Origin of the sequence: Pseudomonas sp. AMR01 (assembly GCF_041946035.1) — a bacterium.
Classification (GTDB): Bacteria; Pseudomonadota; Gammaproteobacteria; order Pseudomonadales; family Pseudomonadaceae; genus Aquipseudomonas; species Aquipseudomonas antarctica_B.
In genome coordinates, this window is sequence record NZ_JAUTYR010000001.1 from 84,426 (window position 1) to 110,080 (window position 25,655).

21 protein-coding genes are annotated in these 25,655 nt (G+C 61.0%); 9 read left to right on the top strand and 12 right to left on the bottom strand.

The genetic code is table 11. The features are described 5' to 3' along the window. The first annotated feature begins 43 nt into the window (after positions 1 to 43). The 5 genes from Q7C20_RS00355 to xylB are packed head-to-tail and all read left to right on the top strand — an operon-like array spanning position 44 to position 6,005. Entirely contained in the window at positions 44 to 1,576 is a 1,533-nt protein-coding gene (locus Q7C20_RS00355; RefSeq protein ID WP_375064333.1) for a sugar ABC transporter ATP-binding protein, read from the top strand. Continuing rightward, the gene (locus Q7C20_RS00360; protein ID WP_375064335.1) at positions 1,569 to 2,546 is read left to right on the top strand and encodes a ribose ABC transporter permease; all 978 of its coding nucleotides are present in this window, start codon (positions 1,569 to 1,571) and stop codon (positions 2,544 to 2,546) included. Before Q7C20_RS00355 ends, Q7C20_RS00360 begins: the two co-directional genes overlap by 8 nt. Before the next feature lie 34 nt (positions 2,547 to 2,580). Next, the gene (locus Q7C20_RS00365) at positions 2,581 to 3,513 is read left to right on the top strand and encodes an ABC transporter substrate-binding protein (RefSeq protein WP_375064337.1); all 933 of its coding nucleotides are present in this window, start codon (positions 2,581 to 2,583) and stop codon (positions 3,511 to 3,513) included. Between the two features lie 23 nt (positions 3,514 to 3,536). Next, a complete protein-coding gene (locus Q7C20_RS00370) occupies positions 3,537 to 4,529 on the top strand; it encodes a LacI family DNA-binding transcriptional regulator (RefSeq protein WP_375064339.1) in 993 nt (330 codons plus the stop codon). Between the two features lie 15 nt (positions 4,530 to 4,544). After that, positions 4,545 to 6,005, top strand: a complete 1,461-nt coding sequence (gene xylB, locus Q7C20_RS00375; RefSeq protein ID WP_375064341.1) for a xylulokinase — start codon at positions 4,545 to 4,547, stop codon at positions 6,003 to 6,005. A 267-nt stretch (positions 6,006 to 6,272) separates the two neighbouring features. On the opposite strand, the gene Q7C20_RS00380 is transcribed toward xylB, so the two are convergent. Beyond that, positions 6,273 to 6,731: a transposase gene (locus tag Q7C20_RS00380; protein WP_375064343.1), complete on the bottom strand. Its 459-nt coding sequence runs from the start codon at positions 6,729 to 6,731 to the stop codon at positions 6,273 to 6,275. 352 nt (positions 6,732 to 7,083) lie between these two features. Continuing rightward, a complete protein-coding gene (locus Q7C20_RS00385; protein ID WP_348059703.1) occupies positions 7,084 to 7,527 on the bottom strand; it encodes an Lrp/AsnC family transcriptional regulator in 444 nt (147 codons plus the stop codon). Positions 7,528 to 7,636: 109 nt separating this feature from the next. Between Q7C20_RS00385 and Q7C20_RS00390 the strand changes: the two genes are divergently transcribed. Continuing rightward, positions 7,637 to 8,542 carry a DMT family transporter gene (locus tag Q7C20_RS00390; RefSeq protein ID WP_375064345.1) on the top strand — a complete coding sequence of 302 codons (906 nt, stop codon included), beginning with the start codon at positions 7,637 to 7,639 and terminating at the stop codon, positions 8,540 to 8,542. On the opposite strand, the gene Q7C20_RS00395 is transcribed toward Q7C20_RS00390, so the two are convergent. The 3 genes from Q7C20_RS00395 to Q7C20_RS00405 all read right to left on the bottom strand — a co-directional run bounded on the left by Q7C20_RS00395 (position 8,520) and on the right by Q7C20_RS00405 (position 12,522). Then, positions 8,520 to 10,499 (bottom strand): U32 family peptidase, encoded by a 1,980-nt coding sequence (locus Q7C20_RS00395; RefSeq protein ID WP_375064347.1) that lies wholly within the window; start codon positions 10,497 to 10,499, stop codon positions 8,520 to 8,522. The two genes, Q7C20_RS00390 and Q7C20_RS00395, sit on opposite strands and share 23 nt — an antisense overlap. Positions 10,500 to 10,746: 247 nt before the next feature. Further along, positions 10,747 to 11,127: a RidA family protein gene (locus Q7C20_RS00400; protein WP_375064349.1), complete on the bottom strand. Its 381-nt coding sequence runs from the start codon at positions 11,125 to 11,127 to the stop codon at positions 10,747 to 10,749. 72 nt (positions 11,128 to 11,199) lie between these two features. Beyond that, positions 11,200 to 12,522 carry an OprD family porin gene (locus Q7C20_RS00405; RefSeq protein ID WP_375064351.1) on the bottom strand — a complete coding sequence of 441 codons (1,323 nt, stop codon included), beginning with the start codon at positions 12,520 to 12,522 and terminating at the stop codon, positions 11,200 to 11,202. Between the two features lie 459 nt (positions 12,523 to 12,981). Between Q7C20_RS00405 and Q7C20_RS00410 the strand changes: the two genes are divergently transcribed. Beyond that, positions 12,982 to 15,591, top strand: a complete 2,610-nt coding sequence (locus Q7C20_RS00410) for a hypothetical protein (protein ID WP_375064353.1) — start codon at positions 12,982 to 12,984, stop codon at positions 15,589 to 15,591. Positions 15,592 to 15,661: 70 nt separating this feature from the next. On the opposite strand, the gene Q7C20_RS00415 is transcribed toward Q7C20_RS00410, so the two are convergent. From Q7C20_RS00415 to Q7C20_RS00440, 6 genes are all read right to left on the bottom strand, one after another. Continuing rightward, positions 15,662 to 15,841, bottom strand: a complete 180-nt coding sequence (locus Q7C20_RS00415; protein WP_375064355.1) for a hypothetical protein — start codon at positions 15,839 to 15,841, stop codon at positions 15,662 to 15,664. Positions 15,842 to 16,043: 202 nt separating this feature from the next. Further along, positions 16,044 to 16,913, bottom strand: a complete 870-nt coding sequence (locus Q7C20_RS00420) for an oxaloacetate decarboxylase (RefSeq protein WP_375064357.1) — start codon at positions 16,911 to 16,913, stop codon at positions 16,044 to 16,046. Positions 16,914 to 17,061: 148 nt separating this feature from the next. Next, positions 17,062 to 18,039, bottom strand: coding sequence for a nucleoside hydrolase (locus Q7C20_RS00425; protein ID WP_375064359.1), 978 nt, complete (start codon positions 18,037 to 18,039; stop codon positions 17,062 to 17,064). 15 nt (positions 18,040 to 18,054) lie between these two features. Beyond that, entirely contained in the window at positions 18,055 to 19,083 is a 1,029-nt protein-coding gene (locus tag Q7C20_RS00430; RefSeq protein ID WP_375064361.1) for a LacI family DNA-binding transcriptional regulator, read from the bottom strand. A gap of 184 nt (positions 19,084 to 19,267) precedes the next feature. Continuing rightward, positions 19,268 to 20,596: an OprD family outer membrane porin gene (locus Q7C20_RS00435; protein WP_375064363.1), complete on the bottom strand. Its 1,329-nt coding sequence runs from the start codon at positions 20,594 to 20,596 to the stop codon at positions 19,268 to 19,270. A 126-nt stretch (positions 20,597 to 20,722) separates the two neighbouring features. Then, positions 20,723 to 22,117 (bottom strand): MFS transporter, encoded by a 1,395-nt coding sequence (locus Q7C20_RS00440; protein WP_375064365.1) that lies wholly within the window; start codon positions 22,115 to 22,117, stop codon positions 20,723 to 20,725. Between the two features lie 723 nt (positions 22,118 to 22,840). Between Q7C20_RS00440 and Q7C20_RS00445 the strand changes: the two genes are divergently transcribed. Next, positions 22,841 to 23,773, top strand: coding sequence for a cupin (locus tag Q7C20_RS00445; RefSeq protein ID WP_375064367.1), 933 nt, complete (start codon positions 22,841 to 22,843; stop codon positions 23,771 to 23,773). A 1-nt stretch (position 23,774) separates the two neighbouring features. Here Q7C20_RS00445 and Q7C20_RS00450 read toward each other — a convergent pair whose 3' ends face one another. Beyond that, on the bottom strand, positions 23,775 to 24,680 hold the full coding sequence (locus Q7C20_RS00450) for a LysR family transcriptional regulator (protein WP_375064835.1): 906 nt from the start codon (positions 24,678 to 24,680) through the stop codon (positions 23,775 to 23,777). A 153-nt stretch (positions 24,681 to 24,833) separates the two neighbouring features. Between Q7C20_RS00450 and Q7C20_RS00455 the strand changes: the two genes are divergently transcribed. Beyond that, positions 24,834 to 25,442 carry a dTMP kinase gene (locus Q7C20_RS00455; protein WP_375064369.1) on the top strand — a complete coding sequence of 203 codons (609 nt, stop codon included), beginning with the start codon at positions 24,834 to 24,836 and terminating at the stop codon, positions 25,440 to 25,442. Positions 25,443 to 25,655 lie beyond the last annotated feature (213 nt).

Here is a 25,655-nt window from a genome sequence, read left to right on the forward strand (position 1 = left end):
GGCGGCACTCGACTACAAAAATAATAATGCCAGGAGCTCATCCATGAGCCTTGAACCCTTGCTTGAGATGCAGGGCATCAGCAAAACCTTTAACGGTTTGCGCGTGCTCAAAAATGTTGGCCTGAAGGTCTACCCCGGTGAAATACACGCCTTGATGGGTGAGAACGGCGCCGGCAAATCGACTTTAATGAAAATCCTCTCCGGCGCTTACCAGGCCGACCCCGGCGGTGAAATCCGCATTGACGGCCAGCCCGTCGCCACCTTCAACCCCGCCACCGCCAAAGCCCTCGGCATCGCCGTGATCTATCAGGAACTGAGCCTGTGCCCGAACCTGAGTGTGGCCGAAAATATCTATTTGGGCCGTGAACTGCGGCGCGGCTGGACCATCGACCGCAAGGGCATGCAGGCCGGTTGCGAGGAAGTGCTACAACGCCTGGGCGCTGAATTCAAGCCCGCGACACGGGTCAGCAGCCTGTCGATTGCCGAGCGCCAGCTGGTCGAAATTGCCCGTGCCCTGCATGGCCACGCCAAAATCCTGGTGATGGACGAGCCGACCACGCCGCTGTCATCGCGCGAAACCGACCGCCTGTTTGCATTGATCAAACAACTGCGCAGCCAGGGCCTGGCGATCATCTACATCAGCCATCGCATGGCCGAGATTTATGAGTTGTCCGACCGGGTTTCGGTGCTGCGCGACGGCCAATACATCGGCGAGCTGACCCGCGATGCGTTGTCGGCCGAAGTGCTGGTGAAAATGATGGTGGGCCGCGACCTCTCCGGCTTCTACAAAAAGGAGCACGCCGCCTACAACCCCGGAAACGTGGTGATGCGCGTGCGTGACATGGCCGACGGCAAGCGCGTGCGCAACTGCAGTTTCGACCTGCACGCCGGTGAAGTGCTGGGCATTGCCGGGTTGGTGGGGGCAGGGCGTACCGAGCTTGCGCGGTTGATTTTTGCGGCCGACCCGCGCACCAGCGGCACCCTTGAAGTGGTCGGCAAGACCGTGACCCAACTACGCACCCCGGCGGACGCGATTCGCGCCGGCGTGGTGTACCTCACCGAAGACCGCAAGGCCCAGGGCCTGTTTCTCGACATGAGCGTGGCGGACAACATCAATGTCTGCGCCTGCGTGCCGGATGCACATGCCGGTGGTGTGCTTGACCGTGGCCACGCCTTGCAGCGTTCGACTGACGCGATCAAGTCGCTGTCGATTCGCGTGGCGTCGGGCAAGGTCAGCGTCGGCGCGTTATCCGGTGGCAATCAACAGAAGGTGCTGCTCGCGCGCTTGCTGGAGGTGAAGCCACACGTGCTGATTCTCGACGAACCCACACGCGGCGTGGACATAGGCTCCAAGTCCGAGATCTACCGCATCATCAATCAACTGGCGCTGGCCGGTGTGGGCATCGTGGTTATTTCCAGCGAGCTGCCGGAAATCATCGGCACCTGTGACCGTGTGCTGATCATGCGCGAAGGCCAGTTGGTCGCCGAAGTCGGCGGGGCGTCCGGCCACGTTATTTCCCAGGAACGTATTATTGACCTCGCCACCGGTGGCGATCAGGTGGTTGCCAATGGCTGAATTGAATGTTGCAACAGTAGGTAAAGCTGAGCGGGTTCGCGAGCTCATGCGCACGGTCGGCATGCTGCCGGTGTTGATCCTGCTGCTGGTGGGTTTTGCCCTGGCCAGCGAGAACTTCCTGACCATGCAGAACCTGTCGATCATCACCCAACAGGCCTCGGTCAATGTGGTGCTGGCGGCGGGCATGACCTTCGTGATCCTCACGGCGGGCATCGACCTGTCGGTGGGCGCGATTCTGGCGGCGTCGGCGGTGGTGGCCCTGCAAGCCTCGATGTCGCCGCAGTTCGGCATGTTCGGGATTGCCGCCGGTATCGGCTTCGGCCTGTTGCTCGGCCTGGTCAATGGCGGCTTGATCGCCTTCATGCGCCTGCCGCCGTTTATCGTTACCCTTGGCGCACTCACCGCCATGCGCGGTCTGGCGCGCTTGCTGGCCGATGACAAAACCGTGTTCAACCCCGACCTGCCGTTCGCGTTTATTGGCAATGATTCTGTGCTCGGCGTGCCCTGGCTGGTGATCATCGCCGTGGCCGTGGTGGCGCTGTCGTGGTTCATCCTGCGGCGCACGGTGATGGGCGTGCAGATTTATTCGGTGGGCGGCAACCCCGAAGCCGCGCGGCTGTCGGGGATCAAGGTGTGGAAGGTGTTGCTGTTCGTCTACGCCATGTCCGGTGCCCTCGCCGGGCTCGGCGCGGTGATGAGCGCATCACGCCTGTTCGCCGCCAACGGCCTGCAACTCGGGCAATCCTATGAGCTGGATGCGATTGCTGCGGTGATCCTCGGCGGCACCAGTTTCACCGGCGGCGTCGGCACCATCGGCGGCACGCTGATTGGCGCGCTGATTATCGCGGTACTCACCAATGGCTTGGTATTGCTGGGCGTATCGGATATCTGGCAGTACATCATCAAAGGCATCGTGATCATTGGCGCGGTGGCGCTGGATCGTTATCGCCAGTCCGGTGCGCGGACCTGAATTCACTCAAACAACAATCACAAGAGAGACCCGCATGAACGTCAAACGCCTGTTTCCCGTTATCGCCCTGGCTGCCCTGATGTCCCAAGCCGTCGAGGCCCGTGAATTGAAAGCCCTGGGTATCAGCATGGGCTCGCTCGGCAACCCGTACTTCGTGACCCTGGCCGACGGCGCCACGGCCCGCGCCAAGGAGCTGAACCCCAACGTCAAAGTGACCTCGGTGTCGGCTGACTATGACCTGAGCAAGCAGTTTTCGCAGATCGATAACTTCATCTCGTCCAAGGTCGACCTGATCCTGATCAACGCGGTCGACCCCTCGGCCATGGCCTCGGCGATCAAGAAAGCCCGCGACGCCGGTATCGTCGTCGTTGCTGTGGATGTAGACGCCAAAGGCGTCAACGCCACGGTGCAAACCGACAACGTCGAAGCCGGCAAACTGGCCTGCCAGTTCCTGGTGGACAAGCTCTCGGGCAAAGGCAACGTAATCATCCAGAACGGCCCGCAAGTGACCGCCGTGACCGACCGCGTCAAAGGCTGCAAGGCCGCACTGGCCGGTGCGCCGGGCATCAAGGTGCTGTCCGATGATCAAGACGGCAAAGGCTCGCGCGAAGGCGGCTTGAACGTGATGCAGGGCTACCTCACACGCTTCCCGAAAATCGACGGCCTGTTTGCAATCAACGACCCGCAAGCCATCGGCAGCGACCTGGCGGCCAAGCAGCTTAAACGCAGCGGCATCATCATTACCTCGGTGGACGGTGCGCCCGACATCGAGAATGCGCTGAAGACCGACACGCAGATTCAGGCCTCCGCCAGCCAGGACCCGTGGGCCATGGCGCAAACGGCCGTGAACGTGGGCAATGACATTCTCAATGACAAAGCCCCGGCCGAAGCGGTGACCCTGCTTGCGCCAAAACTGATCACCCGTGACAACGTGGGCACCTACAGCGGCTGGTCGAGTAAACATTGATCTACTGAAAAAGGAGCAGTGCCGTGGTCACCACTGAGGACGTGGCAATCCGTGCAAGGGTGTCGACCTCAACGGTGTCGCATGTGTTGAACGGCACGCGCAAAGTCAGCCCGGCCACGGTGCAGGCGGTTCAGCGCGCGATTCAGGAACTGGGTTACATCCCCAACACCCTGGCGCGCTCGCTGGCACGCTCCAGCACCAGCACGATCGGTGTGGCGATTTCGGCACTGTCCAACCATTACTTCAGCGAAACCGTGCACGCCATCGAAACCGAATGCGCCAAGCACGGCTACATGATGCTGTTTGTGGACACACACGACGACCCGGAGCAGGAGCTGCGGGTGGTCACGGCGCTACATCACCGGCGCGTTGACGGGATTTTACTGGCGCCGTCCACCGGCTCATTGGCCCTGGAGTATTTGCAGGCCAACGAGATGCCGACGGTGCTGGTGGACCGCATGACGAGCGAGGAATTTGATCAGGTCGGCGTGGAGAATACCCAGTCCACCCAGGCGCTGGTCGCGCATTTGATTGAACACGGGCACCGTCGCATCGGTTTTATCGCCGGGCGTGCGGGGCTGGGCACTACCGATGAACGCGTGGCCGGTTACTGCGCCGCGTTGCAGGCGGCAGGCCTGGCATTCGACGCGCAGTTGTTGGTCAACGGCGGCTCCAACAGCCAGCCGGCGCGAGTTGCAACCGCACAGCTGTTGGCGTTGCCGGTGCCGCCCACGGCGATCATGGCGGGCAATAACCTGATGACATTGGGCGCCATGCATGCCCTGCGTGATGCGCACATTGAGGTGCCAGGGCAGATGTGCCTGGTCGGTTTTGATGATTTTGACTGGGCGGACTTTTTCGTGCCGCGCCTGACTCTGATCGCCCAGCCAGTCAAGGAACTGGGCGCTCGCGCGGTGCAGATGCTGTTGCAGCGCATGGCAACGCCGCACGCACCGACCCAAAGCGTGCGCCTGGCGCCGAACCTGCAACGGCGTAACTCATGTGGCTGTATCTGATTGGAAGACTTGCGTATGAACAGCCCCGTTTCCCTTGGCATTGACCTCGGCACTTCTGAACTCAAGGCGATCCTGATGGACGCCAGCGGCGCCGTGCTGACCCACGCCGGTGTACGCCTGAACGTCTCGCGGCGCCAAAGTGGTTGGTCCGAACAAACTCCCGAAGACTGGTGGCAAGCCTGTTTGCAGGCACTTCACGTGTTGCGCGCCCATGAGGCTTTCAGCCGGGTGGCGTGCATTGGCCTGTCCGGCCAGATGCACGGCGCGGTATTGCTCGGCGCCGATAATCGTGTGTTGTACCCGGCGATTTTGTGGGATGACTCACGCGCCGTCGCCGAAGCCGAACGGCTTGGATCAGGCTTTGCCGACGTCACCGGCAGCCTGCCCATGGCGGGCCTGACCGCGCCGAAACTGCTGTGGCTACAAGCGCATGAGCCTGACGTGTTCAAGGCGATTGATTGCGTGCTGTCGCCCAAGGATTACCTGCGGCTGCGCCTGAGTGGCGAGCGCATCAGCGAGATGTCGGACGCTGCCGGCACGCTGTGGCTGGATGTGGCGCGGCGCGAGTGGTTCACGCCGATGCTGCGGGCCACCGGGCTGACACCTGCGCAGATGCCGAGGCTGATAGAAGGCGGCGCGGCCAGTGGGATTTTAACCGCCACCGGGTTGGGTTTGTCGCCTGAGGTAGTCATTGCGGGCGGTGGTGGCGATAACCCGGTGGCCGCCGTGGGCATCGGCGCAATCAACGCCGGTGACGGTTTTATCACCCTTGGCACCAGCGCCGCGATTGTGGCGATCACCGATCACGCCGCCGGCAACCCGGCCAGCGCCGTGCACAGTTTTTGCCATGCGTTGCCAGACCGCTGGTACACCATGGGCGCCATGCTCGCCGGCGCCAGTTGTTTACGCTGGGTGACACGGCTCACCGGCACGGCGGATGAACACACGTTGTTGGACCAGGTGCAGGCGCATTTGCCAATCACCCAACCCGTGCCGTTGGACACGCCGTTGTTTTTGCCGTACCTCGCCGGGGAACGCACGCCGCACAACGATCCCTTGTTGCGCGGCGGCTTCATGAGCCTCGGCCACGACTGCACACCGGCGATGCTCGGGTATGCGGTAATGGAAGGCGTGGGTTTCGGCCTGCTCGACGCGCTGCACGCGGTGCAATCGGCGGGCGCCGACGTAGGGGCTTGCGCCCTGGTTGGCGGCGGAGCGCGCAGTGAATACTGGGCGCAGTTGCTGGCGAATATCCTGCAGCGAGAGATTTTCACGCTGCACGGCAGTGAACTGAGCGCGTGCATTGGCGCGGCGAAGCTGGGGTTTGTATCGATCGGGCAGGGTGCGGAGTTGCTGCAAGCGGGGCTGCCGGTCAAGGCTCGGTACTGGCCGGATGTTACGCAACAGCCAGTGCTGCAAGCGCGGTACCGCAAGTTTCGGGGGTTGTTGGCGGCGGCCGCAGGGCTGCATGACTGAGGCGCTGGCGAGCGGGCCTGCCGTCGCAAAAGGCCCTGTTGTGAGGGCCTGTTGTGACGAGCGAGCTTGTTGTGGCGAGCGGGCTTGCCCCGCGTTGGGCTGCGAAGCAGCCCCAAAACAGTCACCGCGTTCTTCCAGGCATATTTCATCGTCAGGTTTGGGGCCGCTCGGCAGCCCAACGCGGGGCAAGCCCGCTCGCCACAGAAGGCCCACCTGTCACAACAAGCCCGCCAGCCACAAAATCGAGCTCACCCACAAAACCGGGGTTTATAACCAGGCTGCATCCCACAACGGGTAATCGCCGATGTGCTCAACCAATCCCGCCCGCAGTGGGTTGGCGACGACGTAGCGGGCCATTTTGAGAACATCCTCATCTGCCCGCACGGCGCGGTCGTGGTAACCACGCTGCCAGAACTTCTCCTGGCTGCCCCGCGCTCGGTTGATGCTCAGCGTGCTGCGCGATTTGGTTTGGCGCATCACGTCAGGCAGCGTGGATTCTTTCAAATCGAATAACCAGTGAACGTGATCCGGCATTACCACCCACGCCAGTGAGTTGACCAAGCCTGTGTCATGCACGCGTTTGAGTTCGGCAACCAATAACCGGCCTAGTTGAAAATTGCGGAACAAAGGCTGGCGCTGATGGACTACTGCGGTGACCAGATAAGCCCGGCCGGGTTCTGAATATCGACCACGACGTAGCTGGTGAGAGTTGGGTTGCAGAGGCATTCCGTTGCACCTTGGTGTGAATAGGGAGTTTTCACGCTAGCCAAGGTTGTGGGCCGGAGGTGTTGAGTTGGGTGTCCCCATGTTTCAGCGCAGGTGATTTCTATGGCGAGCGGATGAAGGATTTATTGTGGCGAGCGGGCCTGTTGTGGCGAGCGGGCTTGCCCCGCGTTGGGCTGCGGAGCAGCCCCAAAATAGTCACCGCGTTTTTCCAGACATATTTCATAGACAGGTTTGGGGCCGCTGCGCAGCCCAACGCGGGGCAAGCCCGCTCGCCACAGAAAGCCCGCTCGCCACAACGGGACCACTTGTCACAACAAGCCCGGTCTCCCTTGTAAGCCAGCTCGCCAGCGAATCACTCATCCGCCAACGGTGGCAACCGGCGCTTTACCGGGGTTTTCTTGACGATGGCGGTGTTGGTTTCGGCGTAGGCATTGAGGCGGTCGAGCAGGGTGTCCAACTGTTCCATGGTGCGCACGTGCAGGCGCGCGATGAAGCAGTCCTCGCCGGTGACCTTGTCGCACTCGGTGAACTGCGGGATCGCCTGGATCTGGCGTTCCACTTCCTGCAATTTGCCGGGCAATGGCCGAATACGCACGATGGCTTGCAGCAGGTAACCGAAGTGCCTGGGGTCGATGTCGACGGTGTAGTGGGTCAAAACGCCGCGCTCTTCAAGGCGGCGCAGGCGTTCGCCGACGCTGGGCGAGGACAGCCCGGTAATGCCTGCCAACGCCTTGAGCGACAAGCGCGAGTCGTCCATCAGGGCTGCGATGAGTTGCCTGTCGATAGTGTCAATCATGCTGTATGCCTAATAAGAAAAGGTATTTGCCGGGTTTTGCCTTTTTTTGTCGCTGGAGCCGGCTGTGTGCAGATTGCCATAATTGAGCCTCACTTGAGGAGCATAAAACGTGGACACATCTATCCGTCGCGGGTCGTGGGAAATGGTCGCCGCCATGCTGATCTCGGGCACCATCGGCTGGTTTGTGCTGGTGTCGGGTGTGTCGGTGATCGAAGTGGTGTTCTGGCGTTGCGTAATTGGCGGGCTGACGCTGCTGCTGGTGTGCGCGGTGCTGGGTTACCTGCGGCTGGACCTGTTGACCTGGGCCAGGTTCGGCCTGGCCATGCTCAGCGGCGTGGCCATTGTCGGCAACTGGCTGTTGCTGTTCGAATCCTATTCCCATGCCTCGATTGCCATCAGCACGGCGGTGTACAACGTGCAGCCGTTCATGTTGGTGTTGCTGGCGGCGGTGTTCCTGGGTGAACGGATCACCGTGCAGAAAATGGCCTGGTTGAGTGTCGCGTTCCTGGGCATGTTGGCGATTGTCACCGCCCACGGCCAGGCGCAAAGCAGTGGCGAGAATTACCTGGTGGGTATCGCGCTGGCACTGGGCGCGGCGTTTTTGTACGCGATTGCCGCGCTGATCATCAAGCGCTTGAAGGATGTACCGCCGCATTTGATGGCATTGATCCAGGTGACCACTGGCGCGCTGTTGCTGGCGCCGCTGGTGCCCTGGAACAGCCTGACTGCCTCGACGAATGCCTGGGCGGCGCTGGTCACGCTGGGGGTGGTGCACACCGGTTTGATGTACGTGTTGCTGTATGGCGCGATCCAGAAGTTGCCAACGGCTATCACCGGCGCGCTGTCGTTTATCTACCCCATCGCCGCCATCTTCGTCGACTGGTTTGCCTTTGGTCATCGCCTGGGCTGGCTGCAATGGCTGGGGGTGGCGGCGATTCTGCTGGCGGCGGCCGGGTTGCAGCGGGGCTGGTGGTGGCCCCGCTCCCGGCGGGTTAGTGCGTGCCCTGGAAGATAATATTTTCCGGGTTGAAATGCTCCACAGCGCTGCCCGGCTGCGGCAGCCCGAGGATATGCCCCTTGATCTTGCCGACCACGTGCATTTCGCAAGGCTTGCAGTCGAACTTCAGGGTCAGCACTTCATCGCCGTGGATCAACTGCATCGGCGCCACTTTGGTTTTCACGCCGGTCACGCCCTTGGCCTGTTTGGGGCACAGGTTGAATGAGAAACGCAGGCAGTGCTTGGTGATCATCACGGGCACTTCGCCGGTTTCTTCGTGGGCTTCGAAGGCCGCGTCGATCAGTTTCACGCCGTGACGGTGGTAGAAGTCACGCGCTTTCTGGTTGTAGACGTTGGCCAGGAACGACAAGTGCGCTTCCGGGTACACCGGCGGCGGTGAGGTTTCGGCTTTACGCCCGCCACGGGGGTGAGCGGCGACGCGGGCGGCGGTCAGCGCTTCGATCACTTCGCGGCGCAAGGCCTTGAGCTGCGAGTTGGGGATGAAGAACGCTTGCGGCGCATCCAGCGCGATGCCGGTGGCGTGGTACTCGGTGGTGCCGAGTTGGCCGAGCAGGTCGCGCAAGGTGTCCAGCGCTTGTTCGGGCTTGTTGGCCACGCCGAACGGGCCGGCCAGGGTGACGCTGGCGCTGATGCCTTCTTCGCTGGTCGCGGTCACGTCCAGGCCTTCTTCACGCAGGCGTACCGCCCAGGACAGGCCAATGCGGCGCTCTGCCGAAGTCTTCTGCAAGGCCTGTTGCCAGTTATGGTCCAGGTTGCGGTTCAGCGGATGGTTGGGGCGCAATTGATGCAGGCCGGCCGGCATTTCGTTGGGCTCGACGCGGTAGCGGTAGCGCTTCTCGCCGTCTTCCTCAAACTCGCCTTTAGGCTCGGCAATGTTGGCGCGGAAGCCGACGACTTCGCGTTTGACCAACACATTCAGGCCGTCGCCGTTGGACAGCGGCTCGTGGGTCACCACCTGCAGGTCGCGCTTGCCGGCTTTTTCCACCACGCCTACCGGCAAGCCGGTAAAGGTCGGGGTGTCAAAGGCGCCGATGTCGATCTTGCGGTCGCTGACAAAGTAGTCGGTGCTGCCCCGGTGGAAGGTTTTTTCCGGGTCCGGCAGGAAGAAATGCGCGGTACGGCCGCTGGAAGCGCGGGCCAGGTCCGGGCGGTCTTCGAGGATTTCGTCGAGGCGCTGGCGGTAATAGGCGGTGATGTTTTTCACATAGCCCATGTCCTTGTAGCGACCTTCGATCTTGAACGAACGCACGCCGGCTTCAACCAGTGCACGCAAGTTGGCGCTCTGGTTGTTGTCTTTCATCGACAGCAGGTGCTTTTCAAAGGCCACGACGCGGCCCTGGTCATCTTTCAACGTATACGGCAGGCGGCACGCCTGGGAGCAGTCGCCACGGTTGGCGCTGCGGCCATTTTGCGCGTGGGAGATATTGCACTGCCCGGAAAACGCCACGCACAGCGCGCCGTGGATGAAGAACTCGACGGCGGCCTCGGTTTCATCGGCAATCGCGCGGATTTCCTGCAGGTTCAGCTCGCGGGCCAAGACCAACTGCGAGAAACCGGCCTGGTCGAGAAATTTTGCGCGGCCCAGGGTGCGAATGTCGGTCTGGGTACTGGCGTGCAGCTCGATGGGCGGAATATCCAGCTCCATCACGCCCAGGTCTTGCACGATCAATGCGTCAACGCCGGCGTCGTACAGCTGATGGATCAGCTTGCGCACGGGTTCCAGCTCGTTGTCATGCAGGATGGTGTTGATGGTGGTGAACACCCGGGCGTGGTAACGGCGCGCGAATTCGACCAATTGAGCGATATCGCTCACCTCGTTACAGGCGTTATGACGGGCGCCAAAGCTTGGGCCGCCAATGTAGATGGCGTCGGCGCCATGCAAGATAGCCTCGCGCGCGATGGCAACATCACGGGCCGGGCTGAGCAATTCCAGGTGGTGCTTGGGCAAGGACATAGTTTTTTTAGTCAGGCTTGTCACGGTTGAGGCGCGCATTGTAGCTGTGAAACGCTGGGCGGGCACCTACCGCAGGACAGCCGGGTCGCGCGCCCCGCGTGCGCACTGCTTTTGGAGTGCAAACCCAATCAACTGTGGGAGCGGGCTTGCTCGCGAAGGCGGTGGGTCAGCGAAAAATTCATTGACTGATTCGCCGCCTTCGCGAGCAAGCCCGCTCCCACATTTAGCCTGCGTTGCGGGTGAGTACTCAGGCCTTGGCGGCCATCGCAGTGACTTCCACGCGCATGCCTTCCACGGCCAATGCAGCCACACCCACGGCTGCACGCACCGGCCATGGTTTGGCGAAAAAGCGCTTGTAGACGTCGTTGAACGCGGCGCGATCGGCCATGTCGGTGAGGTAAATGGTCAGGTGCATCACACGGTCCATCGAACTGCCGGCCTTTTCCAGTGCGACTTTCAGCGCCTGCAGGGTGCATTCGCTTTGCAGGGTGATGTCGCCCAGTTCCAGGCTGCCGTCGGCGCGCGTCGGGATTTGGGTAGAGACCAGAATACCGTTGAAGCCGATGACGTCGGAGGAGATCGAGTCGGCATCCGGATCGGGCGTGAAGGACAGGTCGTGGTTGGCCATGGGCGCCTCTTGTTTACAGGAACAGAAAGGCGCCCATGGTCCGCGAAAATCACAGCAGGGGCAAACCGCCGGTCACAGCAGGGTGAACGGGTAGTCGACGATCAATCGCAGCTCATTGAGTTTGCCGTCGCCCTGATCGGCGTTCGATGAAATCATGGCGTCACGCACACGGAACGAAAGGTTCTTCGCCGGGCCGCTTTGCAGCACATATTTGGCCTCCACATCCGTCTCGTGGTGGTCGCCATCGGCGCCGTAATCGCCGACATACGCGCTGTTGGCCGGGGTGTGGGTGCCGTTGATGTCCGAGCCATTCACGTAGCGGGTCATGAAGCTCAAGCCCGGCACGCCGTAGCTCGCCATGTTCAGGTCATAGCGCACGCCCCAGGACTGTTCGCCCGGGCCATTGAAGTCGCCCCACTGGATCGAGTTGGCCAGCAGCACCGAATCGCCGCCTTCACCCGCGCCGTTGTTGCCGGTGCCGATGTAGTCGAACGGTGTGTTGCCGTGCACTTTCTGGAACGACAGCGTCAGGGTGTGAGCGGCCAGGAACGAGTAGGCCGCCGCGACCGAGTAAGTGGTGTTGTTGATCGCACCGGCCTTGGCGCTGCCGGTGTCGAGGGTGCGGTACAGGTTGCCGTCCAGTGCCAGCGACTGGTCATGGCCCATCGGGATGACGTAGTTGAGGTTGGTGTAGTACTGGCGCCAGATGTCTTCCAGTTCGCCGGCATACACCGTTGCACTCAGGGACGGCGTAAAGGTGTACTTGCCGCCGACGAAACTTGCGCTGTTGGCCGCCACATTGGCGTAGGTCGCGTAGATATCGTGGTCATGGTTGCTGGTCATGCCGCTGTTGGTGCTGGTGAAGTGCCCGGCCTCCAGGTCCAGCCCGGCGATTTCGCTGCTGGTCAGGTCAAAACCGGTGGCGGTCTGCGGCAAAATACGCGTGCCGCCAGTGGCGAACACCGGGGCCGTGGGCTGCATGTCACCGAATTTCAGTTGTGTCTTGGAGACCTTGATCTTCACCGCAGCGCCGACGGAGCCGTAGCCATCTTTGGGGTCGCCGTTGCGGTCGGTCGGCAGGTTGCCGGTGTTGTTGTCTTCGTGGGTAGCGTCCAGCTTCATCGCGCCGTAAGCGTAGGCATCCACGCCAAAACCGATGGTGCCCTGGGTGAAACCCGAGGCGTAATTGAGCATTGCGCCCTGGGTCCAGTCACGGTTGTCGGCCTTGCCGCTCTGCCGGTCCCGGTCAAAATAGTAATTACGCAACAACCCGGTGACACTGCTGCCTTCAATAAAACCCTTGGAATCCGCCTGGTCGGCGATGGCGTCGGCGAGGGCGACTTGGCTGATACCGGCGCACACCGCCAGTGTTAACAGGCTCCACTGTTTGATCATGTTTTTACTTCCCCGGAATAATTAACGCGCGCACAGAAACACCGCACTTTATTTGGACAATGCATCGGTTTTTTGGGCAGGGTTTTGAAGTGAGGCGTTGCCGTTTTTATTGTGGTCGGCGTGTTTGCCGTGGCTGATTCTAAGCACAGTTTGCGCGGCCTGCAGCCGTGAAATTAATTAAACTCGATTAATTAAACTTCACGTTTTTTAATCGGCCGCCGGTGTAGCGTTGATAGGGTCTTAGCCGCTCTGCTTCGACAAAAACCTTTGGTTTGCCGCCGCAGCGCCTGCGGCGGATTTTTTAAGCCAAGTTAAACTAACCTGACTAAAAGTTCATACATGGCGATACTGTTCAGTAGTGGCAGTGTGACTCTACTGATGTCAATTGTTCGCGTGTAACAAGACTGTTGCACTTGCCGTCCAATAATCCTTCTCCCATACCCAAACAGGAGAAAGGTTATGCAGGTGAAACCGGTCGACAGCACGCCAAAAGCGGGCAGCAACCCTAACTGGAACACAGCGGTTTCCAGAGCGGTGGACAATCAGGCCGGTGACAACCCTCTAGGGCCGGATACAAAGCGCCCTCAGGGCGACTTTCGCAGCGCGCAGCAGATTATTGATGAAAACCCCCTGTTGAAAAACCTCGGTAACCAGAGTGGCGTGAAAGACAAGCTGCGTGACCGTGTGGGCGATTTCGAGCATGACCCGGACGCTGCCTACCGCGCGAGCCGGGTGCTGGAACACATCGAAAAGCTCGACGAAAACGGTAAAACTCCGCTTAAGCGGGCCGAACTCAACGACGCTGGCAACGGCAAGGTCGACGGTTTCACCAAAGGCGGCGACGCTCGCCACGGTACCGAAGCCGGGCGCCTGCAGGATTTCGGCAAGTACGGCTGGGACACGCTCAAAGGCGATTTGCCGGTCAGCAAGCCCAAGACCCCACCCAAAGGCGATGCACCGTCCAATCACCTGCCTTTGCCCGGCGAAGGGCGCCCGGTGGGCGACACGCGCAGCGCGCAACAGATCATCGACGACAACCCGTTGTTGAAGAACCTCGGCAACCAGAGTGGCGTAAAAGACGCGCTGCGCGAGCGCGTCGGTGACTTTGAGCACGACCCGGACGCCGCCTGGCGCGCAGCCCAGGTGCTCAATTACGTGGAAAACTACGACGAAACCGGCAAGCACATTGACGGTGGCGATGTGGGCAATGGGCGCATCGACGGCTTCACCAAAAGTGGCGAAGCGCGCCACGGCACGGAAGCGGGGCGCCTCCAGGATTTTGGCAAGTACGGCTACGACAACCTCAAGGGCCTGGACGGCAACAGCGCCGACGACCAGATCAAGGACCTCAACGCCAAGGCCACCGAAGACGCCGTGAAGGCCGCTGGCGGCGACGCCGCCAAGGTCGGTGCCGACTATTTCGTCAGCGGCGACAGCAGCGCCAGCGGCGCGGATAAAACTGCCGCAATCATCCAGCTGTCCACCGGGCTGGCCAACTACAAGGCGGGTGCCGACGCGTTCGCCCATCAGGGGCCAGACGCCGCCAACGAGTGGTCGGGTGACGGCACGTCGCCGGGCCAGCAACGTGAAGATTTCATCAATGACGTGCAAAGCCGCATCGACAAGCTGAGCAAGGACCCGGACGTCCAGCAGTTCCTCAACACCCAGGGCACCGAGCAACTGCAGAAAATGGTCGCCGCCGACCCGTCACTGAAAGCCGAGATGGAACGCCGCCTGGCAGCGTCCTCCAGCACCGACGCCCTGGAAAGCGCGTTTGCGGTCAAGGGCGCGAGCACCACGGACGCGTTGTCGAGCTTTATCAAGTACCCCGACTTTTACGCCCAGGCGCTTGGCAAGCAGCCGGACTACAAAAAAGCCCTGGAAAACGCCCCGCAAGACATCAAGGACAAGGTCAAGGCCGAGTACCAAAACATCACCTCCGGCAAGCAAATGAACGACCTGATCGCCAGCGGCGTGCCGGCGGACAAAGCGGTGATTCAGTCCGGGGTCAACAAGGCAGTTTTCGACGCCGTGCTGGACGACCAAACCGTGCAAGCGGGCAGCTCAAGCTTCAATGACGCCGCCGCCAAGCTGGGCCGCGAAGACTTGCTCAAGGGCCAGTCCATCGACGACTTCTACCGTGGCCTGGGCGTCACCGGCGCCAACGACCCGCGCCTTGAGCAAGTCATCAACGACAACATCGCCGCCTTTACAGCCCCCGGTGAAGCACCGCCAAAGACCGCCGATATCATCAGCGGCATTCGCGCGGTGGACGACGCCATGCGCGGCGGCGCCAAGTTCGACGACGCAATCAAGAAAGTGCAAAGCACCTGGGGCGGCAAGCTGCCATCCGGGGTGAGTGCGGCGTACAAGGCCGGGGTGATGCACGGCGTGTCCGGCGTGCTGCTGGCGGGTGCCATTGGCACGCGGATCGCCAGCGGCAAGGGCGGCAGTACGGCACAGACCGTGGGCCAGTCGTTTCAGGCGGCCGGCTTGTTCATGGAAGGCGGCGCCAAGTTCGTCCAGGACCAGTTCGACCGCACCAAGCAAGGCACGTACAAGTTTGATGCACCGAAATTTGTGAAGGATGTGGAGAACGTCGGCAAGAGCCTCGGCGGTGTTGCGGGTAACGTGCTGGGCTTGGTCACCGGGGCGATTTCTGCGAAGAACTCGGCGCAGAGTGGTGACAAGGTCGCAGCGGGCTTCCAGGGGACGTTTGCGGGCCTGAATGGCTTGTCTGCCGTGGCCGGTGCCGTGGAAGTCGCCACTTACGTGGTGCCGCGTATTACCACTGTGGCAGCCGGTGTGGCCGAGGCGGCGGGTGTGATTGGCGGTGCGGCCGGTGCGTTGGCCGGCGCCGTGGGCGGGATTGCGGCGGTGGGTGGGCTGATCTACGCGATTATTGCCGACATCAAGGCCGACAACGCGCGCAAAAAACAGCAGGAGGATTGGTACAAGGGGCTGACGGAGCAGCTCAATGGTTTCGGCGTCACGCCGCCGCCATTAGACGTGATTATCGCGCCGAAAAACGGCTACGTGGACGTAGGCAACCCCAGCGCGAACTACTGATCGCGCTTGACCTGCGTATCGAAGTGTCTGGCGGGCAGGAAATCTGATGGCGCACCTTTTTGGTTCGGCATCAGCCGGCTATCAACCACAGCACCGCGCAGCCGCCGAGGGTACACAGCGAAAAGGCAATCGCCAGTCGCGCTTGCCATTCAAGGGATAACACGCCGTTGCAGTCGGGGTTTTCAATCGAATCAAGCGGCTGTGAACGCCGGTTGAAGACGTGGTCGTTGGCAAAAAACAAACTGTGCATGGCCTCTACCCCTGGGTCGTTTGTGCTCAAGTCTGACTACACACGAGCAAACGGCATGCCACCTCATGCTGGGCGGCGTTCCTGGAGGGCTTTAAAATCGCTCAACGTAATATCGGGAATATTGAACGTCGAGGACTGTGCAACGGGGGAGAGGCCAGCCCTGCAATTCAGCGAATTGCAGGGCGAATGCGCAGAGGGAGACTTACTCTTTGACGTCCATGAACTCTTGCGCCCAGGCCACGTAACTTTCCGGCCGCGTGTAGGTATGCGTCAGCTCCGTGGCACCCAGGTTGTCGGTGCTGTGGGTCAGTTTGCGCTGGGCGCGCAGGCTGTCGTAGGTGGCTTTGATCGACGCAAAGTAGGCGCCATGGCCGGCTACCACAATGCGCACGCCAAGTTTGGCCAGGCGCTCGCTGTCGTTGAGTTTCGGATTGCCGTAGGTCACCAGCATCAGCGGCACGGTGAGGTTTTCGGCGATCTGCTCGAGGTGGTCGAAGTCTTTGACGCCAACCATGCAGATGCCATCGGCGCCGGCTTGTTCGTAGGCCCTGGTTCGCTCAATCACTTCTTCGGTCGGCAACACGCCGGCGTTGGTACGAGCGATGATCGACAGCTCAGGGTCGACACGCGCTTCGAGTGCCGCCTTGACCTTGCCAATGCCTTCTTCGATCGAGATCAGGTCAGTGGATTTGCGGCCAAATTGCGCCGGCAACAACGTGTCTTCGATCGTCAGCGCTGCCACTCCGGCGCGCTCAAGCTCTTCGACGGTGCGCATCACGTTGAGGGCGTTGCCGTAGCCGTGGTCGGCGTCGGCAATAAACGGCAGCTGGGCGACGCGGCCGATGCGGGTGGCCTGCTCAACGAACTCACTCAATGTAATCAGCGCAAAATCCGGGGCTGCGAGTACCTGCAAGGAGGCGACGGAACCACCGAGAATCCCGACTTCAAAGCCCAGGTCGGCGGCGATGCGCGCGGACATGGGGTCAAAGACGGAGGCGGTTTCAACGCAGATGGGCTTTGCAAGCAGTTCACGGAAATTGCGGCGCAATGCTGAGTGAGAGATTTTCGGCATGTTCTTTCCTGGCTCTGGTCATCGTCGAGTGACGATCAATGTCTATTCGTGGTGGCGCGAGGTTACCACGCAGACAGGCCGGGCATTATGACGTTTGAGCATGAGGTATGCGTCAGCCACATTGATCTTCGGTTCACCGTCAGGGCATTCAAGCGCTCAAATATCTTTCTATCAGTGCCAGCAGCCGACCATTGTCCACGGTTTGCATTACGTTGATCGGGCGGCCGGTGGGCTGCGCTATGCCGACATCGAGGCGCAATGGCTGTTTGTAGCGCCAGGTTTTACCGCGTGCGCGGCCTTCGCGCAGCTCCACTTCGGTAAAGTAGGCACCTGCCGTGGCAACCTTGGGGTCGAGCAGCCAGGCGATCACCAGCGCATCGTGAATCCAACAACCGGGCAGGCCACGAGTAGTCATTGAATAGTCGATCCACGGCCGGAAAGTTTCGCAGATAAATTCGGCAAGTGGTGTGCCCAGCGCAGCGATGCGGTCGAGGTCGGTGTGGGTCATCAGGGTTTGGGTGGTGACGTCCAGCGGCACCAGGGTGATGTTCGCGCCGCAGGTGAGCACCTGATGGGCGGCTTCGGGGTCGAAGCCGAAGTTGGTGTCCTTGATGTAGTCGTCGAGGGCAAACACGCCGCCCATGATGACGATCTGGCTGACGGCGGTGGCCATGGCTGGGTAGCGTTGCAGCGCTAGCGCAACGTTGGTCAAGGGGCCGATGGCCACGAGGGTGATGTCGCCGGGGTTGGCGCAGATCAGTTGGCCGATTGCGTCTGCCGCGTGCAAGGCGGGTGGCTGAAAGGCTTGCGGGGCGCGTACGTCTTGCCACAGATGTGCGAGCTGGCGTTTGTGCACGCTGTTGTCCAGTGCATCGCGCCACGGGGCGTCGGGTTCTTGCAGTGCCTGGGTGCTGCCTTGTACGACGGGAATCGCGCGGCCGACGCGGGCCATCAGGTCTTTGGCGACGTTGTAGCCCACGGCGCTTGGCGTGTTGCCTGCGACGGTGGTGACCAGCTCAAGGCACAGTTCGGGCGCCGCCAATGCCAGCGCCAGTGCCAGGCCATCGTCAACATTTGCCCCTGCAATCCCGTTGCCGGGGTCGCAATCAATGATTAAACGCTTCATTTCACCTTCTTGTTTTCAGGCTCGCGGTGTTTTTACCGGCGTGCATCCGCAGGATTCGCCGAGTACCAGGCGATGGGAAAATTCCTGCAACTTCACGTCGCCATCCCAGGCGAGCAGCATGGAAATGGCAGCTTTGGCCATGTCTTTGACGGGCTGGCACACGGTGGTCAATGACGGGGTGCAGAACGCCGAGGCTTCGGTGCCGTTGAAGCACACCAGCGCGATGTCTTCGGGCACCTTGAGGTGGTGTTCCGACAGTGCCCGCACGCAGCCGATGGCTTGCGCTTCGTTGGAGCAGAACAGCGCGCGGGGAGGGCGGCCGTTGGCCAACATCTGTTGGGTGGCGTCATACCCGCCCTGGCGGGTGTAGCTGGCGGGGAAGATCCACTCGGGGTGTTCTTCAAGTGCGGCGTCGGCCAATGCGTCGCGCCAGCCGTTGAGACGGTCCTGGGCGTTGAGCATTTCCGGTTCGCCACTGATGATGCCAATGTCGCGGTAGCCGTGGCTGAGCAGGTGCGCGGTGACTTGCCGGGCTGCGGCGCGCTCGTCCACGCGCAGCATGTTCACGTGCAGTTCGGGGTCGACGCGGTCGAGCATTACGAACGGTGTGCCGCTGGCCTGGATCAGGTCGATATGCGGGTGGCGGTCGACGCTGGTGTAGAACAGGCCGTCGACGCGCTGGCTGAGCAGGCTGTTGATCAGGCTCAGCTCGCGGGTGCGGCAGTCGCCCGAATCGCCCAGCAGGATCACCAGACCGTTGTCCAGCGCCTCTTGTTGCAGGGCATGGGCAAAGGAGGCGATGAAGGTGTTGGAGATGTTCGGGACGATCAGCCCGTAAGTTTTGGTCTTGCCGGAGGCCAGCGCCTGGGCCACGCCGTTAGGGCGGTAACCGGTGGCTTTGATGGCGTCCAGTACGCGTTGCCGTGTGGCTTTGGCGACGGGCCTGGGGCCGTTGTTGACCACGTAGCTGACGACCGCCACTGAGGTACCGGCTTCACGGGCGACATCGTCGCGTGTGGCGCGGCTTGCGTGTTGTTTGGTCAAAGTGACCTTCCCGTTTAGCAGCGTTTGGCGAGGGGTCTACCCGCGTAGACCCGTGCGTTAAAAAAATAGAAAAGGGCTTGGAGGTGAAGCGTAAAACCGGCTTTTCATAAACGACATTATCCCTTCGGTTTTATTGCAGTTTGATGACCGGCGATTCGTTTACGTGATCACCCGCAGCCTTTTTTCAGAAGATCGCGTAGGTGTAGCTGAAGACCACGCGGGCCTGATCAACCGCGCCGACGTTGGGGATGCCGCTGCGGAAACTGCCTTCGCGCAGGGACGCGCCCAGGCCTTTGAGGGCGCCGCTTTGCACCACGTAGTCGACGCGCGCATCGCGCTCCCATTCCGAGTAGCGCTCGCCACCGGCGGAGCGGATGTTGTCGCCGTGCAGGTAGAGCACCGACGTGGTCAGGCCGGGAATGCCGAGTGCGGCGAAGTCATAGGAATATTGACCGAAGTTGGTGTTTTCGCCGGCGCGGATGAAGGAGTTGTCCATCACGTCAGTGATCAAATACACGCTCGCGCCGCCATTGCCTTCGTTGTTGCCGGCGCCGTCGAGCACGCTGCCCTGGTTGAGGTAGACCACGCCGCCTGAGTCAGAGACTTGCTGGCGGCCCAACATGACCGCGTGGCCGCCCAGGGAGTAGGTGAACGCAGCGCTCCAGGTGGTGTTGTCGACTTCGCCGGGCTTGCTGGCGTAGCCGCCGTTGTTGTTGAACACATAACCGGGCTGGCCGTTTTTGCCTTGGGCGTTGCTGTTGAAGTAGCGCAGGTCGGTTTTGAAGCGTGAATTGCCGTCGAGCTGGGTGGTGTTCAGCAGGCCGAGAAAGGTCTGGTTGTAATAGTTGCTGAGGTTGGCGCGGTAAAGCTGCACAGTGGTGTCTTTGTTAAGTTTCCAGTCGGCACCGGCGTAGGTGAACTTGCTGCCTTCGGTGCCGCCTGCGACGGCGAGCTGAGTGGAATTGGACGAAGCGCGGCCGGTGGAACGGTCGAGCTGCCCGGCGTTGATGGTCAGGTTGTCGATGTCTTTGGAGGTGATGGTCACGCCTTCAAAGGTTTGCGGCAGCAGGCGACCATCGTTGGCGACGAGGATGGGCAGGTTGGGGGAGAGTGCACCGCCTGCGTGAAACTCGGTCTTGGAGAGGCGCACCTTGGCATTCCCGGCGAGGCGGCTCCAGTTATCGACCGGGCTGCCGTCGGAGCTGACCGGGGCGAGGGAGTTCTGGGTGGTGGCATTCGGGTCCTGGGTGCCGCCCGACAGATTGAACGCCTGCATCGCCTGCAGATCCAGGCCAAAGCCTACGGTGCCTTGGGTAAACCCTGACAGGTAGTCGAGTTTGAAACCCTGAGTCAGTTCGTTTTGATCGACGCCGGGCGTGTTCGGGTTATCACTGCGCAGGTAAAACGTGCGCGCGCTGATGGCCGCGCTGCTGTCATCGATAAACCCTGCGGCCAGTGCTTGCTGGGTCAAGGCGGTGGCTGTTATAGCGAGTGCGAGAGTGGATCTTTTCATGACGAAGCTCCTATCAAATGGCCGTTTTTCAGGCATGGCTTTGCCCGGCTGTGAGTTCACAGTCGTGCGGGTTGACGCCTTCTATGAGGCGTTGGCAGTGCGGGTGTTTACGAAAGGGAAGTTGCGTTAAATGGCATCTTCCACGGCGTTGAGATCGCGCCCTCGGGTTTCCGGGGCGACAAAGGTGGTGAAGAAACCGACGCCGGCCATAGCGGCAAAGTAGGTTGCGATCGGCCACCAATGCCCCGTCCAGGACAACAGCGCTGCCGCAATCAACGGCGCGGTGCCACCGGAAAGAATCGAGCCGAGTTCCTTGGCCATTGCCAGCTTGGTGTAGCGATTTTTTACGCCGAACATCTCCACGCCCCACGCGGCTTGCACGCCGAAGATGCCGAGTGAAGCCAGGCCCATGCCAGCCACCATGGTGGCGGTGACGATCACGGGGTCACGGGAGTCGAGCAACATGAACGCCGGGAATGCGTAGAGCATCAGTAACAGGCAGAACCAGCGGTACACCACGCGACGGCCAAAGCGGTCGGACAGCCAGCCGGCGAGCGGGATGATCAGGAAACCAAGAATCGAAGCAATCAATACCGCCTGCGTCGCGACTGACTTGTTTACCGTCAGCACTTTCACCACGTAGCCGACGATAAAGCCCTGAGCGAGGTAGGACGGGCCGTTTTCGCCGATGCGCAAACCAACCATGGTCAGGAACGCGCGGCTGCCTTTCCAGAGCCCGGCTGAGGGTACGCTTTGGGGCAGGGCGGCTCTGCTGCTGTCGCGCTGGGCTTGCAGCTCGGCTTTTCGTCTCTCGAACACCGGCGTTTCACGCAGGTTGCGCCGCAGCCACAAAGCAGCCAGCGCGATCAACGAACTGCACAGGAACGGAATGCGCCAGCCCCAGTCTTGCAGGTGCTGTTGATCCATCTGTATGACCGCCAGCCACACCAGTGAGGCCAACAGCGTGCCGCTGTTGGAGCCCAACGCGATCACCGAAGACACCAACCCTCGGCGCTTGGCCGGTGCGAATTCGCCCAGCATCACCGTGCCCGCCGCCAGCTCGGCGCCGGCGCCAAAGCCTTGGGTAAACCGCAGCAGCACCAGGCACGCTGGTGCCCAGATACCGATGGAGGCGTAACTGGGGATCAAGCCGATCAGGGTGGTGGAAGCGCCCATCAGCACCACGGTGTACACCATGACCACTTTGCGGCCCTTGCGGTCGCCCAGCCAGCCAAAGAACAACGCACCGATGGGCCGCGCCACAAAGCCGACCGACCAGGTGGCGAAGGTCGAGAGCAAGGCCATGGCCGGGGTGACGTTAGGGAAAAACACGTCGCCGAAAATCAGCCCGGCCGCCAAGCCATACAGGGCGAAGTCGGCGTATTCCATGGCGGTGCCAAGCCAGCAGGCGAGGGTCGCGCGGTACATCTCTCGGCGCCCGCGCGATGTCGTCAAACTTTCATCCGCCGCGCCACGGCCTGCATACGCGGCGGGGTGGGCGGTATTTTCTACCGTGGACATCACTAAACTCCTGATCTGAGGATGTGCCGATCACCACTCGATCCCTGTGTTCCACAGCTATCTACGCGCGTAGATTCCAGTCCTTGAAAAACGGCCCGAAGATGAACCTCAAAGGCCGGTGCTGATACTCGATAGAGCGGTGTTCGATAAGGGGTTGACGTGTTGGCGTCAGGGGAAGACCCGTGTGGTTGGTCTCCGGCCCGGATTCTAGGCTGGGAAATGTTGCGAGCGGATGACAGGCGTTGTGGCGCTTAAAGCGATGCGACATGTGCCACGGCGCCGACATAAGAGCCAGCCGTTTCAAGATCTTTGGAAATCTATCTGACAGGCGAACACTATCCCTGTGGCGAGCGGGCTTGCCCCGCGTTGGGCTGCGAAGCGGCCCCAAACCAGCGGCCGGAGATTGTCTGAATCACCGCATTCGTCCTTTTTAGGGTCGCTGCGCAACCCAACGCGGGGCAAGCCCGCTCGCCACGGGATACTTATCGCCTGTTCTACCTAAAGACCTTGAAATGGCTGGACATAAGAGCTCGATGGGTTTGCCCGATAAACAGATTGGACAGGCCGACGTTTACAACCCCCGAAGCCATCGATTCCCCGTTTGGCATAACTGCTGTGCAGGGCGGGGACTTCATCCAGTCAGGGGCACTGCCTATAGTGAGTTCACCACCGCAGTCGGTTCCAGGCCACTGCGGCACACAGCACAAGACTGAGGTGAACCTGATGAACCGTGAATTCCAGCCCGCAATGACCGATAGCAACCAGGTAGATGCCGAGTATTTCGAGTACAGCAAAGCGGCTAACCCCATCAGTGCCAACCTGATCCCGCGAATTCCCTACCACAGCTTTCCCGCCTCGCTGTATGACAGCGGCCCCTCGCGCGTCGTACCGCTCGATCTCAGTGAAGCCCTGGGCTGTGAGGGGCCGGCAACGGGACCCGGGCTTTGCGCGAACTTCATGCGCCTTAACGGTGGCGACACGCTCACCCTGCAACCCAACGCGACCTCGCAAGTGTTTTATGTGATCGCCGGAGAGGGCCGCGTCACTCAGGGCGAGCATGAGATTAAATGGTCCAAGGGCTGCTTTATTGCGTTGCCGGGTTTACAGGCGGCGCAGTTCAGCGCCGCCCAGGATGCGCGCCTTTACTATGTGCATGACGAGCCGCTGTTGCGCTATCTGGGCGTAACCGCCAGCGCAGATCGCTTCGCCCCGACGCTGTATCCCGCCGAGTTGGCGAACGCGAAGCTGCGTGAGGCGGCTGATGATCCTCGTGCACAGGACCGCAGTCGCATCAGTATCCTGCTCGGCAATCGCCACTTTCCCCAGACGCGCACGGTGACTCATGTGCTGTGGGCGATGTATGGGATTTTGCCGCCGGGCTCTGTGCAAAAGCCCCATCGGCATCAATCTATTGCGCTGGATTTCATCATTGATTGCCCGGTGGGGTGTTACTCATTGGTGGGCACCGAGCTTGCGGCAGATGGGCAAATCCGTAACCCGGTGCGCGTCGACTGGTCGCCCGGCCTGGCGTTCGTGACGCCACCGGGGTATTGGCATGCACACTTTAATGAATCCGACACCGAGGCGTTCCTAATCCCTATTCAGGATGCGGGGCTGCAAACTTACCTGCGAGCACTGGATATTCGCTTCAGCTGAGTCATTTCCAATCCGGCGTTTCACCCAATCGCTCGACCATAAAGTCGATAAAACACCTGACTTTGGAAGACACGATGCGCTTGGGCGGGTAGACAAACCACACGGCAAACTCCCGCTCAACGCTGCGGATGCTCCATGCGGGCAGCCAGACCACCAGGTCGCCGGCATGGATACTTCGCGCCACCAACCAGTCCGGCAACAGGGCAAAACCCAAGCACTGGCGCGCAGCAATCAGCTGTGCGTCCAAGTCATTTATGCGGATACAGTTGGCATGCACGAGCGGTGACACCTGAGCCCCGGAGACGAAGGTGATATCGCCCGCAGCACCGGTACCCAGCACTGCGGGCACGCACGCGAGATCGGCTGGCGTTGCCGGCGGCGGGTGCAGGCTGCCAAAGGCCGGACTGACGACCACGCGATACTCGCCGTCGCTGAGCTTGCGCGCTTTCAACGTGGAATCGGCCAGCGTACCAATGCGGATCGCCAGATCGACGCCGGCATGAATCAGGTTGACCTGGATGTTATCCAGAACCAGTTCGACGCTGATCTGCGGGTAGCGCACCAGAAAGTCGTTCAAGGCCGGAAGAATATGGTGACGGGCAAATGCCGGCGGCAGGTTGAGTTTCAGCACGCCACGAGGGTGCTGGTTCAACGCCGACGTGGCGGCCTTGGCGTGCTCAAGCTCATCCAGCACGCGGCGGGCGTGCACCAGAAACGTCTGGCCGCCCTCGGTCAGGTGAAGCGTGCGCGTCGAACGATTGAACAGCGCAATGCCCAGATCCTGTTCGAGGTCTTTCACGTAGCGCGAAACGGTGGAGGCCTTGATGCCAAGGCGATCAGCCGCGCGGGAGAAGTTATTGCCTTCGGCGGCTTCGACGAAGGCGGTGAGGGCGGCAAAGTAATCCAGGTGAGACCTCGACAGGGAGCAGGGTGGAAGGCGCGGTTGCATCGCAGAGAGTGGGCGACAGGCGCGGGTTTGTCGAATCAGCCACTGATTCAGTTAAAGTGTTCGTCACTGCCTGTTCACCAGGGCTCTCCACTCTCAATCATTACGTGAAGCATGAATCGTCCGCTATTTATTTCTCTGGATGGGCCCAAGGGCACGGGTAAAACCACGCTGCTGGAGGCGGTTACCAAAGCACTGAGGGCGGACAACAAAAAGGTCATCCGCCTGTGCGAGAAAAAAAGCGATCCCTACCGAAGTGAAACCATGGTCCTGGTGAACACACTCGTCAAAAATCCCTCCCGGGATGTGGAGTGGCAGGTGTGCGAACGCCTGGCCGACAGTCGTCACTGGATTTCCCGGCACGTACTCACCAAACAGCCTTCCGACAGCATCATCTTGATCGACCGCTGGTACCCCTCTGACGCAGCCTTTCGCCGCACGGTGCCGTTTGCAGAGATTTTGCGGTTAAACAGGGATCGAAACGTGCAAGTGCCGGACCTGCATGTGGGAGTCGTGACCGACCCTGAAATTTCATGGGCGAGGGCGGCGCAACGCCAGCGTGGGCTGGGCAGTACGGTGATCCATCGGCTGGAAGAGCATGTCGCGTGTACCCAGGCGTTCGAGCGCGCGGCTGCGCAGCACGGTTGGGTTTTATGCCGTAACGAAGGGACGCTTGAAGAGGCGACGATGCAGGTGGTTTCCGAGATTTATGGGGTTCTTTGAGGCCGCATGCGCTGACGGATCGAGGACCGAGGAGAGAAGAGCGCCGGATTAGACTGGCAGTGCGGCGGGCGGTACCGCTCTTCAAATTAACAACGGTCACATTCGGATACATATGTTTGGCCTGTGAATACTCGTGTTTATTGGCTGCTGTCGTCGGGGCGACGAACGGCGGCTTCAGACCTGTTCGCAAGCGTCGAGACAAGTAAAAACCAC